16 protein-coding genes are annotated in these 14309 nt (G+C 59.4%); 5 read left to right on the top strand and 11 right to left on the bottom strand.

Annotated features, from left to right (window positions below; translation table 11 throughout):
- Positions 1–330: 330 nt before the first annotated feature.
- Positions 331–897, top strand: coding sequence for a phasin family protein (locus ACQ4WQ_RS01355; protein WP_034747490.1), 567 nt, complete (start codon positions 331–333; stop codon positions 895–897).
- 130 nt (positions 898–1027) lie between these two features.
- Here the strand turns inward: ACQ4WQ_RS01355 and ACQ4WQ_RS01350 are convergent, their stop codons facing one another.
- The 6 genes from ACQ4WQ_RS01350 to ACQ4WQ_RS01325 form a co-directional block, all read right to left on the bottom strand.
- Positions 1028–1750: an ABC transporter ATP-binding protein gene (locus tag ACQ4WQ_RS01350; protein WP_326456397.1), complete on the bottom strand. Its 723-nt coding sequence runs from the start codon at positions 1748–1750 to the stop codon at positions 1028–1030.
- The gene (locus ACQ4WQ_RS01345; protein ID WP_128142146.1) at positions 1747–2520 is read right to left on the bottom strand and encodes an ABC transporter ATP-binding protein; all 774 of its coding nucleotides are present in this window, start codon (positions 2518–2520) and stop codon (positions 1747–1749) included. The genes ACQ4WQ_RS01350 and ACQ4WQ_RS01345 overlap by 4 nt, the downstream gene beginning before the upstream one ends.
- Positions 2521–2534: 14 nt before the next feature.
- A complete protein-coding gene (locus ACQ4WQ_RS01340; protein ID WP_326456396.1) occupies positions 2535–3752 on the bottom strand; it encodes an ABC transporter permease subunit in 1218 nt (405 codons plus the stop codon).
- Positions 3753–3774: 22 nt separating this feature from the next.
- Positions 3775–4704 carry a branched-chain amino acid ABC transporter permease gene (locus ACQ4WQ_RS01335; protein WP_034747477.1) on the bottom strand — a complete coding sequence of 310 codons (930 nt, stop codon included), beginning with the start codon at positions 4702–4704 and terminating at the stop codon, positions 3775–3777.
- 295 nt (positions 4705–4999) lie between these two features.
- The gene (ispH, locus tag ACQ4WQ_RS01330; protein ID WP_436494174.1) at positions 5000–5947 is read right to left on the bottom strand and encodes a 4-hydroxy-3-methylbut-2-enyl diphosphate reductase; all 948 of its coding nucleotides are present in this window, start codon (positions 5945–5947) and stop codon (positions 5000–5002) included.
- 9 nt (positions 5948–5956) lie between these two features.
- The gene (locus ACQ4WQ_RS01325; RefSeq protein WP_070224501.1) at positions 5957–6412 is read right to left on the bottom strand and encodes an FKBP-type peptidyl-prolyl cis-trans isomerase; all 456 of its coding nucleotides are present in this window, start codon (positions 6410–6412) and stop codon (positions 5957–5959) included.
- A gap of 120 nt (positions 6413–6532) precedes the next feature.
- On the opposite strand from ACQ4WQ_RS01325, the gene radC reads away from it, so the two are divergent.
- From radC to rpmG, 3 genes are all read left to right on the top strand, one after another.
- A complete protein-coding gene (gene radC / locus ACQ4WQ_RS01320; RefSeq protein WP_070224500.1) occupies positions 6533–7207 on the top strand; it encodes a RadC family protein in 675 nt (224 codons plus the stop codon).
- Between the two features lie 247 nt (positions 7208–7454).
- The gene (gene rpmB / locus ACQ4WQ_RS01315) at positions 7455–7691 is read left to right on the top strand and encodes a 50S ribosomal protein L28 (protein WP_010400928.1); all 237 of its coding nucleotides are present in this window, start codon (positions 7455–7457) and stop codon (positions 7689–7691) included.
- A 22-nt stretch (positions 7692–7713) separates the two neighbouring features.
- A complete protein-coding gene (rpmG, locus tag ACQ4WQ_RS01310; protein ID WP_010400929.1) occupies positions 7714–7881 on the top strand; it encodes a 50S ribosomal protein L33 in 168 nt (55 codons plus the stop codon).
- 140 nt (positions 7882–8021) lie between these two features.
- On the opposite strand, the gene ACQ4WQ_RS01305 is transcribed toward rpmG, so the two are convergent.
- The 5 genes from ACQ4WQ_RS01305 to ACQ4WQ_RS01285 all read right to left on the bottom strand — a co-directional run bounded on the left by ACQ4WQ_RS01305 (position 8022) and on the right by ACQ4WQ_RS01285 (position 13349).
- On the bottom strand, positions 8022–9230 hold the full coding sequence (locus tag ACQ4WQ_RS01305; RefSeq protein ID WP_035821552.1) for a DesA family fatty acid desaturase: 1209 nt from the start codon (positions 9228–9230) through the stop codon (positions 8022–8024).
- Between the two features lie 133 nt (positions 9231–9363).
- A complete protein-coding gene (locus ACQ4WQ_RS01300) occupies positions 9364–10722 on the bottom strand; it encodes a mechanosensitive ion channel family protein (RefSeq protein WP_436494172.1) in 1359 nt (452 codons plus the stop codon).
- A 122-nt stretch (positions 10723–10844) separates the two neighbouring features.
- Positions 10845–12164, bottom strand: coding sequence for an RsmB/NOP family class I SAM-dependent RNA methyltransferase (locus ACQ4WQ_RS01295; protein WP_436494170.1), 1320 nt, complete (start codon positions 12162–12164; stop codon positions 10845–10847).
- Between the two features lie 21 nt (positions 12165–12185).
- Positions 12186–12794 carry a phosphoribosylglycinamide formyltransferase gene (gene purN, locus ACQ4WQ_RS01290; protein ID WP_326456392.1) on the bottom strand — a complete coding sequence of 203 codons (609 nt, stop codon included), beginning with the start codon at positions 12792–12794 and terminating at the stop codon, positions 12186–12188.
- A 156-nt stretch (positions 12795–12950) separates the two neighbouring features.
- Positions 12951–13349 carry a barstar family protein gene (locus ACQ4WQ_RS01285; protein WP_034747450.1) on the bottom strand — a complete coding sequence of 133 codons (399 nt, stop codon included), beginning with the start codon at positions 13347–13349 and terminating at the stop codon, positions 12951–12953.
- Positions 13350–13750: 401 nt separating this feature from the next.
- On the opposite strand from ACQ4WQ_RS01285, the gene ACQ4WQ_RS01280 reads away from it, so the two are divergent.
- Entirely contained in the window at positions 13751–14263 is a 513-nt protein-coding gene (locus ACQ4WQ_RS01280) for a glycine zipper 2TM domain-containing protein (RefSeq protein ID WP_326456391.1), read from the top strand.
- Positions 14264–14309: the final 46 nt, after the last annotated feature.

Here is a 14309-nt window from a genome sequence, read left to right as displayed (position 1 = left end):
TCGGCACCGGGGCGCTACGCCAGTGCGGGAGGCAAAGTCTAGCATGCTGCGCCGCGATCGTCCCCGTAGCCCCTGGAAACGATCGTTTAAGCTCAAACCATTGACACGTAGAAATCAAATATTTCTCTTTAGAAACAACGGCTTTTGATGCAAATCTATTCAATTGTTGCATCGCACAAGAATCGCTTGACTTCGTTTTTTTTCGCCGTAGAATAGGGTTTGTTGCGTTGCACAATTCTTGTTCAGCTTGAAAAATTTAGATTCACCTGCTTTCCCAAACGGTACACGCAGCATCAAATTAACCAGATTTCGAATTTTTTGGAGATTTATATGTTTTCAATTCCTGAGCAATTTTCGTCCGCTACCAAAGCCAACCTGGAAGCCCAATTCGCCCTGTTTTCGTCGCTGACGGGCAAAGCCTTCGAAGGCATCGAAAAGATCGTCGAACTGAACCTGACCGCTGCCAAGGCAACGCTGGAAGAATCGACCGCCGCCGCCAAGCAATTGCTGTCGGCAAAAGATCCACAAGAATTCTTCTCGCTGAGCGCTGCGCAAGCCCAGCCTAGCGCTGAAAAAGCCATCGCTTACGGCCGTCACCTGGCTGCCATCACGTCGGGCACCCAAGCCGAGTTCAGCAAAGCTGCTGAATCGCAGATCGCTGAAACCAACCGTAAAGTCCTGTCCCTGGTGGAAGAAGTCACCAAGAACGCGCCAGCCGGTTCGGAAAACGCCGTCGCCATCCTGAAAAGCGCCATCGGCAACGCCAATGCAGGCTACGAGCAATTCTCGAAAACCAGCAAGCAAGCCGTTGAAGCGATCGAAGCGAACCTGACCTCGGCCGTGAACCAGTTCACGCAAGCGGCTGAAAAAGTCGTGCCGCGCGCTGCCGCCAAGTAATTATCAAGCGGCCGCCACGGCGGTCCGCTGTTATCGGCTCCTCCAGGCATCCATCCCGCACTTCCCCGACGGATGCCATTATGCCCCAGCCCTGCTGGGGCATTTTTTATGCGCTTTTACTTTCCCGCCCTTACTCTCCCAGATACGCCGCCTTCACGCGCGGGTCGTCGAGCATGGCCGCCGCGTTGCCGCCCATGGTGACCAGGCCGGAATCCATCACATAGCCGCGGTGCGCCGCCTGCAGGGCCAAACGGGCATTCTGTTCGACCAGCAAGATCGTGATGCCTTCGGACGACACCTTGCGGATCACCTCGAAAATTTTCTCGACCATGATGGGCGACAAGCCCATCGACGGCTCGTCGAGCAGCAGCAGCTTCGGATGGCTCATCAGGGCGCGCGCCATGGCCAGCATCTGCTGCTCGCCGCCCGACAGGGTACCGGCCATCTGCGCCGCCCGCTCTTTCAAGCGCGGAAAGACGTCGAACCACTTGGCAATGTCATCCTCGATACCGGCCTTGTCCGTGCGCGTGTAGGCGCCCATCATGAGGTTCTCTCGGATCGACATGCGGGTAAACACGCCCCGCCCTTCCGGCACCATGGCCAGTTTCCGCTCCACCAGGTGGAACGACTTCGTGCCCTTGAGCGATTCGCCCAGGTAACTGATCGTGCCTTCGATCTTGCACGCAGGCAAAGTGCCCGTGATGGCTTTCAAGGTCGTCGTCTTGCCGGCGCCGTTCGCGCCGATCAGGGCGATCAGCTCGCCCTGGTTGACTTCCAGGTCGATGCCCTTCACCGCCTTGATGCCGCCGTAAGCCACGTGCAAGCCCGCCACTTTCAATACGGTATTACTCATGCGTGCGATCCCCCCAGATAAGCCTCGATGACGGCCGGGTTTTGTTGTATTTCGGCCGGCAAGCCTTCCGCGATGCGCTTGCCATACTCGAGCACCGTGATGCGGTCGCACAGTCCCATCATCAGTTTCACGTCGTGCTCGATCAAGAGCACGGTCTTGCCTTCCGCCTTGATTTTCACCAGCAATTCGCGCAAGGCCAGCTTTTCCGTGGCATTCATGCCGGCCGCCGGCTCGTCGAGGGCCAGCAGTTGCGGATCGGTGGCCAGCGCGCGGGCGATTTCCAGGCGCCGCTGGTCGCCATACGACAAGAAGCGCGCCGTGCGGCTGGCGAACTGGGCGATGCCGACGAAGTCGAGCAGTTCCATCGCCCGCTGACGGATGGACGCCTCTTCCTCGCGCGCCGCCTTGTGGCGGAAGATGGCGCCGAACACGCCCTGGTGCGAGCGCACGTGGCGCCCCACCATGACATTTTCCAGCGCCGTCATGTCGCCGAACAAACGGATGTTCTGGAAGGTGCGCGCAATGCCCGCCTTGGCCACCTTGTGCGGCGCGGACGGCGAATACGGCTTGCCGGCCAGCTCGAAGGTGCCCGTGTCGGGCTGGTACAAACCGGTGATGACATTGAAGAAGGTGGTCTTGCCGGCGCCGTTCGGGCCGATCAAGCCATAGATTTGCCCTTGCCGGATGGTGATGCCCACGTCGGTGAGCGCCTGTAAGCCGCCGAACCGTTTATTGACGCCGGCAATGTTGAGAATGATCTGTTCGCTCATGGTGCTTCCCTCCCTTACGCGGACACGACGCCGGTGGATTTGTTGGGCTGATCGACATCGTGGTCGGGCCGGTCTTCATGCTTCGGCGCTGGCCACAGGCCGGCGGGACGGTTGAGCATGATCAAGACCATGGCAAGGCCGTACAGCAACTGGCGCAGCACTTCCGCCTCGATCACCACATGGCCGAACAGCGCCTGCTGGGCCGGTTCCACCACGTGGCGCAGCACTTCGGGTATCGAAGCAAGGATCACGCCACCGAGGATCACGCCGGGAATGTGCCCGATGCCGCCCAGCACCACCATGGCCAGCACGGCGATCGATTCCGTCAAAGAGAACGATTCCGGCGAGACAAAGCCCTGGAACGAGGCAAACATGGCGCCGGCCACGCCGCCGAACGAGGCGCCCATGGAAAAGGCCAGCAATTTGACGTTGCGCGTGTTGATGCCCATGGCTTTGGCGGCGATCTCGTCTTCGCGGATGGCCACCCAGGCGCGGCCCAGGCGCGAATGCTGGAGGCGCTTGGTGACGAACACGACAGCGATGCACAGGAAGAGAAACAGGAAATAATAGGCGTTCACGGACGGCATGGAAAAGCCGCCCAGCATCACCGTGCTGTTCGTGCCCGCCTCGCCCGCCAGGTTGACGCCGAAGATGCGGATCGGGTCGATCAGATTGATGCCTTGCGGCCCATTCGTGAAATTGATCGGATCGTTCAGATTGTTCATGAAGATGCGGATGATCTCGCCAAAGCCCAGGGTCACGATGGCCAGATAGTCGCCGCGCAACTTCAAGGTTGGCGCGCCCAGCAAGGCGCCGAACAGGCCCGCCACGGCAGCGGCCAGCGGCACGATGAGCCAGATCGACAAATGAATGCCGTGCTCGCGGATTTCCGGCCCCATCAGCTGCACCAGGGTTTCGCCCAGCACCGGATACTGGTTCACCACGGATTCGAGCAGGATGGCGAACTGGGGCGACGCCAGCAAGGCCGTCAGGTAGGCGCCCACGGCGTAGAAGGCGATGTAGCCCAGGTCGAGCAGGCCGGCAAAGCCGACGACGATGTTCAAGCCCAGGGCCAGCATGATGTAGAGCAAGGCCATGTCGATGATGCGCACCCATGAATTGCCGAACTGGGCGGCAAAAAACGGGAACACCATCAGCAGCGCGGCCAGGCCCAGCATGCCGGCGTAGGCTTTGGTCGGATTCTTCTTAGCGTCAAAATCGAGTAGTGCCATGATTTAATCTCCCAGTGTCACATCAGGCACGGTCGGCCACGCGTTCGCCCATGATGCCGGACGGGCGCAGGGTCAGCACGATGATCAGCACGACGAAGGCAAAGATATCCTGGTAGTGGCTGCCCAGGAAACCGCCCGTGATGTCGCCGATATAGCCGGCGCCCAGGCTCTCGATAATGCCCAGCAAGATACCGCCCAGCATGGCGCCGTAGATATTGCCGATGCCGCCCAGCACGGCCGCGCAGAAGGCTTTCAGGCCGGGGATGGCACCCATGGAAAATTGAATCGAGGCGTAGTTGGCGCCCCACATCACGCCCGCGACGGCCGCCAGCGCGGCGCCGATGGCAAACGTGGCAACGATGACCTTGTCGGAATCGACGCCCATGAGTCCGGCCACGCGGGGGTTTTCCGCCGTGGCGCGCATCGCGCGGCCCATGCGTGTTTTTTCCACCAGCAACACCAATCCGCCCATCGACAAGGCGGCCAGGGCCAGCAGCAATACTTGCGTTTGCGAAATCACGGCGCCGCCTATGTTGATGGGGTCGGTCGACAGCAATTGCGGGAAGGGCAAGGGATTGCGCGTCCAGATCATCATGGCGAAGGTTTGCAAGAGGATGGAGACGCCGATGGCGGTAATCAGGGGGGCGAGGCGGGGGGCGTTACGCAGGCGGCGGTAGGCGACCCGCTCGATGATGATGTTGACCAGAATACAGATGGGAATGGCGCCGAGGATGGCGGTGGCCAGTTTCAAATAGCCGGGCCAGTCCGGCACATAGATGCCCAGCAGCTTGAGAATGGTCAAGCCCACCATGGCGCCGATCATGAGCACGTCGCCGTGGGCGAAGTTGATCAGGTTCAGCACGCCGTACACCATGGTGTAACCGAGGGCGACTAAGGCATACATGCTGCCCAACACCAAGCCGTTGATGATCTGCTGGATGAATGTATCCATGATTGCCCTATCAAATATGCATTTTTCGGGAACAACTTCCACCAGAATATGTCGCTGATACAAAAACGGCACCGGAGGAAAAATTCCTGCAGTGCCATCCCTGGACCGTTCTCACCAGCATGGTGCACGCACTGAAAACGGGCGTGACCTTGCTTAGTCATAACGACAACATATTCAAGCTTGAGGCAATCATAACGATCTTTTGCAAAAACTAAGCTTGGAATAAATCGATCATTTCCGAATTAAATTCGGTTTTGAGGCGACTATCTCATCGATACTCAATCGTCCTGCAGGCTCAGGCGACGTCGCGCTTGATGCCATCGAGGCCTTTCGGCATCGGGAACGTGACGGCTTCCTGCACGCCATCGAGGGGGCGCACGCTCTTCACGCCACACTCTTTCAAGCGGTCGATGACGGCTTGCACCAGCACCTCGGGCGCCGAGGCGCCGGCCGTCACACCCACGCGCAGCTTGCCTTCCAGCCAGGCGGGGTCGATCTGCGAGGCATTGTCGACCATGTAGGCGGGCGTGCCCATCTTCTCGGCCACTTCGCGCAGGCGGTTCGAATTCGAGCTGTTCGGGCTGCCCACGACGATCACCACTTCCACTTGCGGCGCCATGAATTTCACGGCTTCCTGGCGGTTCGTGGTGGCGTAGCAAATGTCGCCTTTTTTCGGCTCGGCGATGTTCGGATATTTCGCTTTCAAGGCCGCAATAATGTCGCTGGTGTCGTCAACTGACAACGTTGTTTGCGAAACATAGGCCAGGCTGTCCGGATTGGCGACCTGCAATTTCGCCACATCGTCGAGCGTTTCCACCAGATGCATGCCCATATCGGCCTGGCCCATCGTGCCTTCCACCTCGGGATGGCCATCGTGGCCGATCATGATGATCTCGCGGCCTTCGCGGCGCATCTTGCCCACTTCCATGTGCACCTTGGTGACCAGCGGGCAAGTCGCATCAAAGATGCTCAGGCCGCGCGATTCCGCCTCGGCGCGCACGGCTTTCGACACGCCATGCGCGGAAAACACGAGCGTATTGCCAGCAGGCACGTCGTCGAGGTCGTCGATGAAGATGGCGCCCTTGTTGCGCAAGTCAGCCACCACATAGGCGTTGTGGACGATTTCATGGCGCACGTAGATCGGTGCGCCAAATTGCTGCAAGGCGCGTTCGACGATTTCGATCGCCCGGTCGACGCCAGCGCAGAAACCGCGGGGCTGGGCCAGTAACAGTTCTTTATCCATCGCTATTCCTTACAGGACCGAAATGAGCTTGACTTCAAAACGCAGCGGCTGGCCGGCCAGCGGATGGTTGAAGTCGAACAGGGCGGAATCCTCGCGCATTTCGCGCAGCACGCCGGCAAAGCGGCCGCCGCCCGGCGCCGCGAAGTCGACCAGGTCGCCGATCTTGTAGTCGGCGCCCGGCACGGAGTTTTCGTCCAGGGTCGCGCGCGAAACGGACTGCACCAGCTCGGGATTGCGCTCGCCAAAGCCTTCGCCGGCCGCCAGCTCGAACGTCTGGTGCGTGCCTTCAGGCAAACCCAGCAAGCGCTGCTCGAGGAATGGCGCCAACTGGCCCTGTCCCAGCATCAAGGTAGCAGGATTTCCGCTGAAGGTAGTGACAATATCAGTACCGTCAACAGTAGCAAGACGATAATGCAGGGTGAGGTAAGCCGCTTCGGTGACGACTGCTGGTTGCTCGTTGGACATAGTAGTTTTCAAGTAACTGGTGCAAAACGATATTGTAAGCCACACTGGCCGCGCCTGCCCCATGGCTTCGTCAAAGAAGGCCACACTGGGGCGCGCGCCGGTGCCAAACAGGAGAACAACATGGGCATCAAGGATTGGCCGGCCGGCGAACGGCCGCGCGAACGCCTGATCGAAGATGGCGCGCAGTCGCTGTCGGACGCGGAATTGCTGGCCGTGTTCCTGCGCACGGGCGTGCGCGGCAAGAGCGCCGTGGAGCTGGCGCGCGACACGGTCGAACACTTCGGCTCCCTGCGCGGCCTGTTTGGTGCAAGCCTCGTGAGTTTTTCCGCCGTGCATGGCATGGGCAGCGCCAAGTTCGCCCAGCTGCAAGCCGTGCTGGAACTGGCGCGGCGCGCCATCATCGAGGATTTGCAGGCGGGGCAAGCCCTCAATTCGCCGCATGCGGTGAAAGACTATCTGCGCCTGACCCTGGGCAACCTGGCGCATGAAGCGTTTCACGTGTTGTTTTTGGACGTCAAGAACCGCCTGATCACGACGCAGGAAATGTTTCGCGGCACCCTCACCCACACCAGCGTGTATCCGCGCGAAGTGGTGAAACAGGCGCTGCTGCACAACGCGGCCAGCGTCATGCTGGCCCACAACCACCCGTCCGGCACGCCGGAACCGAGCGAATCGGATTTATTGCTGACGCGCGCGCTGGCGCAAGCGTTGTCGCTGGTGGACGTGCGCATCCTCGACCATTTCGTCGTGGCCGGGCGGCAAGTGCATTCCTTTGCGGAACACGGCCAGATCTAGGCCGGCACCGGTCAATTGTCAGTTAACCATGTGTAAACAAGGACATACGTGACAGCAGCGGGACGCTTATCTAGCAGTAAACAACGCGGTTTACCAGCGCTTTCCCCAAGGAAGAAGGGCAAACATCAAATTGTTAATTTTTCTCAATGCAACATGACACAATTGTTTTTCGCAAGTCATTGATAAATCTGCTTATTTTGGATATACTCTCGTTTTTCCAATTTGGAATATCTTTAAGGAGTGCGCCATGGCACGTGTTTGCCAAGTCACTGGGAAGAAGCCGATGGTCGGCAACAATGTTTCCCATGCAAACAACAAAACCAAACGTCGTTTTTTGCCTAACTTGCAGAATCGTCGTATTTTTGTTGAATCTGAAAACCGCTGGGTCTCCCTGCGTTTGTCCAACGCCGGTCTGCGCGTCATCGATAAAGTCGGCATCGACGCCGTATTGGTCGATATGCGCGCTCGTGGCGAAAAAGTCTAATTAGCAGAATAAGGGAGCTATCATGGCAAAATCAGGCCGCGACAAAATCAAGTTAGAATCGACCGCCGGTACGGGTCACTTCTACACGACTACCAAAAACAAGCGTACGACGCCTGCGAAAATGGAGATCATGAAATTCGATCCTAAAGCACGCAAGCACGTAACGTACAAAGAAACCAAGATCAAGTAATTGATATTGTGTTCTGTAAAAAGAGCCGCTCCGATGAGCGGTTTTTTTTCGCCCTGATTTTCACGCCCTCCTCCTCCCCTTGTGCCGGGACGAAAAAAAGGCCCTGGAATCCAGGGCCTTGATATGGCGCAACAGCTTGCTTATGCGTAGCTGCGCAGGCGCAAGGAGAAGTCCTGCAGCGACTTGATGCCCGACGCCTCGGCGCGCGTGCACCAGTCTTGCAGCTTTTGCAGCAACTGTTCGCGCGTAAAGTGCGAACGTTCCCAGATGGCGCCCAGCTCCACGCGCATGTGGTGCATGGTTTCCAGCGCCTTGCTGTGCTGGAACAGTTCCGACAGCTGTTCGTGGTGCGCATCGGCCAGCTTGCCCGGCTCGCGCTGCATCAGCTTGCGCGACGATTTCAGGAAACGCTTTTCCAGTTCCGCCTTGTGCTTCAGGTGTTCCAGCTCTTCCTTCCAGGCATGCTTGATCGATTTCGCATACTTGGCCATCACGTCGTAGCGGTTGGCGATGACGGACTGCAAGGTCTCGAAGTCCGCTTCCAGCTTGCCGTGCGAGAACTTCGGCTCCGGCGCCAGCTTTTTCACCTTGGCCAGGCCCAGCATTTCCAGCGCGCGGATATACGCCCAGCCGATATCGATTTCATACCATTTCGACGACAGCTTGGCCGAGGTTGCATACGTATGGTGGTTGTTGTGCAACTCTTCGCCGCCAATCAGGATGCCGAACGGAATGATGTTGGTGGCCGCGTCGGCGCAGTCGTAGTTGCGGTAGCCCCAGTAGTGGCCGATGCCGTTGATGATGCCGGCCGCCGTGATGGGGATCCACATCATTTGCACGGCCCACACGGAAATGCCGATCACGCCGAACAACACGAAATTGATGACGAACAGCGAGACCACGCCCAGCCAGCTGTACTTGGTGTACAGGTTGCGCTCGATCCAGTCCGTCGGCGTGCCGTGGCCGTACTTGGCCATGGTTTCCATGTTCTTCGATTCAGCACGGTACAGCTCGGCGCCTTCCCAGAACACTTTCTTGATGCCGCGCGTCACGGGGCTGTGCGGATCTTCTTCCGTATCGCACTTGGCGTGGTGCTTGCGGTGGATGGCCGCCCATTCCTTGGTGACCTGGCCCGTCGTCAGCCACAGCCAGAAACGGAAGAAATGGCTGGGAATCGCGTGCAATTCCAACGCGCGGTGGGCCTGGTGGCGGTGCAGGTAAATCGTGACGCTGGCGATCGTGATGTGCGTGACCACCATGGTGTACAGGAAAACTTGCCATGCGGACAGATCGGTAATACCAGTGGCCATGAACTGCAAAACGTCGTGTAAAACGGAACTCAATGTCATTACTACTACTCCAAGTGGACAGGGCGTGCGCACGGTCGCTCCAGTGACTCTGGAGGTCCGGCAGAGTTAATTTTAGGCGTGATTGTACGCCCTAATGGGTGCTATCAGGCAAAATCGGAGGCAGGCAGCGAGGTTAAGGCTGGGTGCCGGATGGCGGGGACTCACCGTCTGCCGCGCTGGCGAGCGGGGCAGGAGGCGTACCAACAATACGCAATTCGCGTTGCGGAAACGGTACAGTGACCTTATGTTCCTGCAAGGTGCGCCAGATGGCGCGGTTCACATTCGACTTCACGCCGCCCGTGCCGTTTTCCGGGTCCGCGATCCAGAAACCGATCTGCACGTCGAGGCCATCGGCGCCGAAACGCACGAGCGTCGCCGAGGGTGGATTGCTTTGCGACACACGCGGCACCTTGGCCGTCGCCGCTTCCAGCAAGGGGAAGATAACATCAAGATCCGTTTCATAGCCCACCGACACGGCCGTCGACAGCCAGACCATGCGGTTGCTCAGCGACATGTTTTGCACGCCGCCGGAAATCAGCATTTCATTCGGCACGATGGATTCAACGCCATCGCCACCCAATAACACAGTATAGCGCGTATTGATCTGCGTGACTTTGCCCGTGAATTGACCCACCGTGATCATGTCGCCGATGGTCAGGCTGCGGTCGAGCAGGATGATGAAGCCGGACACAAAGTTCGCGGCGATCTTTTGCAGGCCAAAGCCCAGCGCCACGCCGAAGGCGCCGCCGAACACGGACAGCACCGTCAGGTCGATACCTACCAGCGACAGGCTGACCAGCACGGAAACGAGGATCAGCACGGCGCGGCCCATGCGCGACAGCACCACGCGCAGGGAGGTGTGCAAGCCCTGCATCTTCATCAGGCGCTCGTCGAGCGAGGTGCCGGCCCACATGGCCAGCACCAGCAGCACGGCGACCGAGATCGCGGCTTGCAAGATGGCAGCCACGGACACCTTGTTGCGTCCCAGCGGCACGACGATGCCTTCCAGGAAGGCATGCAGTTCCGGCCACAGGCCCGTGATGTACAGGGCCATGCCGGCCCAGACCACCACCGTGAAAATCTTTTCCAGCAACAACATGGTGGGACTGACGTCGCCGTGACGGGCAAAAATGCGGCGCAGCACATAAAAGCCGAAGCGCACCAGCGCCATCGAGGTGCACAGGGGGATGGCGATGCTGAGCAGGTTCACCGACTGGAACTTGGCCAGGAAATGTTGCGCAATGCCCAGCAGCATGGCCGCCAGCAAGGGCGTCAAAATGCGGATGAAACTGTCCGTGCGCTGCAGGGTTTCCGGCATGGCTGGCGTCGCCGCCGCTTCCGCCCGCTTGTGCAGGAACACGCGCAACTGCCGCACCAGCAGCCAGCTCAGGGCCAGGCAGGCGACGATGACCAGCGCCTGCCACAGGATGGCCGGTTGACGGAAATCATTGACAAAATCAGTGATCAGATTGAGCAGCGGGGTTTCATTCATGGCGGATGCGGTCCGGAAGGTGGGACGAAGATGGTACGGATGGGGGGTGACCCCATGCCGCCAGGCGGGCTGGCGGCATTGAAGGCCGCCGCTGCAGGGTGCAGCGGCGGCCCGTGACAGGCTTACTCGGCTGGTTCAGCGTCAACGTCGTCGGCCGGTTTTTCATCGGCGTAGACTTTTTTCGGCATGACCTTGCGCTCGAACACGGCGGCGAAGAAGCCGTCGGTCTGGTGCAGGTGCGGCAACAATTTCAGGTAGTCGCCCATTTCCAGTTCGATCTTCTGTTCAGCCAGCACCTTGCTCATCGGCACCAGGGTGAAGTCGGGGTTGGCAGCCAGGAATTGCTCGGCGATTTGATCGTTTTCTTCGTTCAGGAAGCTGCAGGTGGCGTACACGAGGCGGCCGCCGCCCTTGACCAGGCGCGCCGCACCGGCCAGGATCGCTGCCTGCTTGGCTTGCAGCTCGACGATGGAATTGGGCTGCTGGCGCCATTTGACGTCCGGATTGCGGCGCAGGGTGCCCAGGCCGCTGCATGGCGCGTCGACCAACACGCGGTCGATCTTGCCGGCCAGGCGCTTGATCTTGGCATCGCGCTCATGCGCGATCTGCACCGGATGCACGTTCGACAGGCCGCTGCGGGCCATGCGCGGCTTGAGCTTGGCCAGACGCTTTTCCGACACGTCGAAGGCGTACAGACGGCCCGTGTTGCGCATCAGCGCGCCCAGCGCCAGGGTCTTGCCGCCCGCGCCGGCACAGAAATCGACCACCATTTCGCCGCGCTTGGCGCCGACGATCTGCGACAGGATCTGGCTGCCTTCGTCCTGCACTTCGATGGCGCCGCTCTGGAACAAGGGCAAGTTTTGCAGCGAAGGCTTCTTGATCACGCGCAAGCCCAGCGGCGCGTAAGGCGTCGGGGTGCTGAGGATAGGTGCTTCGGCCAGGGCCAGCATCACGTCTTCGCGCGTGGCCTTGAGCGAATTGACGCGCAAGTCCAGCGGCGCCGGCGCGTTCAGCGCATCGGCCAGCTTCATGGTTTCCGCTTCGCCGAACTGGGCGATCAGCTTGTCGAACAGCCAGGTCGGCATGTTGGCGCGCATGTTCGCCGGCATCAGGCTGCGGTCGATCTGCGTGATGCGTTCCAGCCATTCCACTTCTTCTTCCGTCAGGCCGCCCAGCGAATCGGCGCCCACCGCTTCGGCCAGGCCGAGGATGGTCAAACGGCGCATGGTCGGGCCGCTGCCCGCTTCGGCGAAGTCCGTGAAGAACGATTTGTTGCGCAGCACGGCATAGATGCCTTCGGCGATGGCGCCGCGTTCGCGCGAACCGAGGCGCGGATGGTCGCGGAAATAGCGCGACAGGGTGGTGTCGGCGGGGGCCGTGAAACGTAAAATTTCGCGCAATACTTCTTCAGCATTGGCAAGTATCGCTGGTGGCAATCTCATTGTTATTCTTCCTGTAATATTTTATTGAGGGTCCACGCGGACCTGGCCATGCTCGACTGACAGTTTATCGTCAATGAACAGGCGGATGGCGCGCGGGTAAAGCAGATGTTCCTGTACCAGCACGCGCGCCGATAAGCTCTCTTCTGTGTCGCCCGGCAAGACGGGGACTTTCGCGCTCGCCACGGCCGGGCCATGATCGAGCTCTGCAGTTACGAAATGCACGGTCGCGCCGTGTTCCGTTACGCCCGCCTCGAGCGCCTGGCGGTGCGTCGCCATGCCCGGGAACAACGGCAGCAGCGACGGGTGGATATTGAGCATGCGCCCCGCGTAATGTTCGACGAAGGGCGGCGTCAGGATGCGCATGAAACCGGCCAGCACGACCAGGTCGGGGGTGTAGCCGTCGATCACGGCTTGCAGCGCCGCATCGAACTGTTCGCGGCTGGCATAATCCTTGTTGGCAACAACTGCCGTCGCTATCCCATGTTCTGCGGCAAAAACCAGTCCCTGGGCATCGGCCCGGTTACTGATGACGGCGGCAATACGGGCTGGCCATTGCTCGGCTTGCGCCGCGCGCACGACCGCTTCCATGTTGCTGCCGCGTCCGGAAATGAGGATAACGATATTTTTCATAGCGCGCATTGTACCCGCTATGGCGATGCGAACCAAGAAAGGCCGCTATTATTGTTGCGGCGCAGCATACCTGCCGGGCCGCCCGTGCTGCCGGTTTACGCCACCCGGCAAGGGCAGAAAAGGCTGGCTTGACGCCGCTGCAGCGTGAGTAGGTGCTTACTCGAACGAATAGAAGACGCGGAACGGGACTTTCTTCTCGGCCCAGTAGTCGGCCGCGTCGCGGAACACGTCGAGCAGGATCTCGCGCGCTTCCTTGTCGAATTTTTGCGTATTTGGCAATTGCTCGAGCACCACCAGGAAGCCCGTCTGCGTGCCCGCCTTGAACATGGTGTCCGTCAGGCACAGGCGCAGGGCATCGAAATTCTTCGCCAGGTTTTTCGGAAACAGGAAGGCTTCCGCAATAATGCCGATGACTTGTTGTTTGGTCTGTCCAGCGTTGCAATGCGCATATAAAAAGTGCTGCCCGAGACGGATCGCCTCGTCTTGTAATTCGGTCACGCGAAAGGCACGGATGGACTGGACAAGGTTGGGCGGCACGGTTAGTAACAAACTCATTTTTCCCTCAAATCGACCTGTTATGTATGGATTTTTTCTAGCTGCTCTTCTTATTGCATCCCCGCACGCGGGTCAATGCGCACGCGGCGATTCGATCTGTATCAACTTTTATGCGATTCAGTACGATTTTATCTAAGCCATACGCGTATTAGGGTAACGTGTTGTCCTGCATGAATCAACCCGAATATGATGTCAAACGCAAGATTTGTTACAAACCGCTGGTTTCAAGTCACTTCAACATCTTGTATCGATTGAAAGTGCATGTTACAGACTGTGGGGCAAGGGACTTGGGCTGTTACATTTTGTTGCCATGCGAAACACTTGCCCCGGTCTGGCGGGATTACTATAGTCCCAAGTTGTAAAAAATACCCTGAAAGATTCTCTAGATAACGAGGTTACAAATGAACTTGCAAGCCAAATTGATGTTGTCAGCCGTTTGTCTCGGCACATTGCCACTCGCCCAGGCCGCCGACTTTGAAGATTTCGGCAAGGTCGTGCGCGTCGTGCCGCAAGTGGAACAGATCAATCGTCCACGCCAGGAATGCCGTACGGAATACGTGCAAGTGCAGGCACCGCCGCAACAGCGCAGCGCTGGCGGCTCCATCGTCGGCGGTATCGCCGGCGCCCTGCTCGGTAGCCAGGTCGGTGGCGGCAATGGCCGCACGGCAGCAGCCGCCGCTGGCGCGATCGCCGGCGCCGTCGTGGGCGACCGCGTCGATAACCAGAACAATTACCAGGGCGGCGTGCAGGAACAAGCCGTCAAGCAATGCCGCCAGGTCGATCACTGGGAATCGCGCAACAATGGCTACCAGGTCACCTACGACTACCGCGGCCGCAACTACACGAGCATCATGTCCTATGATCCGGGCGAGCGCATCCGCCTGCGCGTCTCCATCGAGCCAGCCCAGCAGTAAGCGCGGCAACCGGCCCCTACCATGCCAGCCCCAGCGGCTGGCATTT

Source organism: Janthinobacterium goodfellowi (assembly GCF_051380695.1).
Lineage (GTDB): Bacteria > Pseudomonadota > Gammaproteobacteria > Burkholderiales > Burkholderiaceae_D > Janthinobacterium.
This window is presented reverse-complemented; position numbering and strand designations above follow the sequence as displayed.

Bases quoted from the DNA above. Each gene is read 5' to 3' on its own strand.
- ACQ4WQ_RS01355 (WP_034747490.1), top strand. From the start codon at position 331: ATGTTTTCAATTCCTGAGCAATTTTCGTCCGCTACCAAAGCCAACCTG.
- ACQ4WQ_RS01350 (WP_326456397.1), bottom strand. From the start codon at position 1,750: ATGAGTAATACCGTATTGAAAGTGGCGGGCTTGCACGTGGCTTACGGC.
- ACQ4WQ_RS01345 (WP_128142146.1), bottom strand. From the start codon at position 2,520: ATGAGCGAACAGATCATTCTCAACATTGCCGGCGTCAATAAACGGTTC.
- ACQ4WQ_RS01340 (WP_326456396.1), bottom strand. From the start codon at position 3,752: ATGGCACTACTCGATTTTGACGCTAAGAAGAATCCGACCAAAGCCTAC.
- ACQ4WQ_RS01335 (WP_034747477.1), bottom strand. From the start codon at position 4,704: ATGGATACATTCATCCAGCAGATCATCAACGGCTTGGTGTTGGGCAGC.
- ispH (WP_436494174.1), bottom strand. From the start codon at position 5,947: ATGGATAAAGAACTGTTACTGGCCCAGCCCCGCGGTTTCTGCGCTGGC.
- ACQ4WQ_RS01325 (WP_070224501.1), bottom strand. From the start codon at position 6,412: ATGTCCAACGAGCAACCAGCAGTCGTCACCGAAGCGGCTTACCTCACC.
- radC (WP_070224500.1), top strand. From the start codon at position 6,533: ATGGGCATCAAGGATTGGCCGGCCGGCGAACGGCCGCGCGAACGCCTG.
- rpmB (WP_010400928.1), top strand. From the start codon at position 7,455: ATGGCACGTGTTTGCCAAGTCACTGGGAAGAAGCCGATGGTCGGCAAC.
- rpmG (WP_010400929.1), top strand. From the start codon at position 7,714: ATGGCAAAATCAGGCCGCGACAAAATCAAGTTAGAATCGACCGCCGGT.
- ACQ4WQ_RS01305 (WP_035821552.1), bottom strand. From the start codon at position 9,230: ATGACATTGAGTTCCGTTTTACACGACGTTTTGCAGTTCATGGCCACT.
- ACQ4WQ_RS01300 (WP_436494172.1), bottom strand. From the start codon at position 10,722: ATGAATGAAACCCCGCTGCTCAATCTGATCACTGATTTTGTCAATGAT.
- ACQ4WQ_RS01295 (WP_436494170.1), bottom strand. From the start codon at position 12,164: ATGAGATTGCCACCAGCGATACTTGCCAATGCTGAAGAAGTATTGCGC.
- purN (WP_326456392.1), bottom strand. From the start codon at position 12,794: ATGAAAAATATCGTTATCCTCATTTCCGGACGCGGCAGCAACATGGAA.
- ACQ4WQ_RS01285 (WP_034747450.1), bottom strand. From the start codon at position 13,349: ATGAGTTTGTTACTAACCGTGCCGCCCAACCTTGTCCAGTCCATCCGT.
- ACQ4WQ_RS01280 (WP_326456391.1), top strand. From the start codon at position 13,751: ATGAACTTGCAAGCCAAATTGATGTTGTCAGCCGTTTGTCTCGGCACA.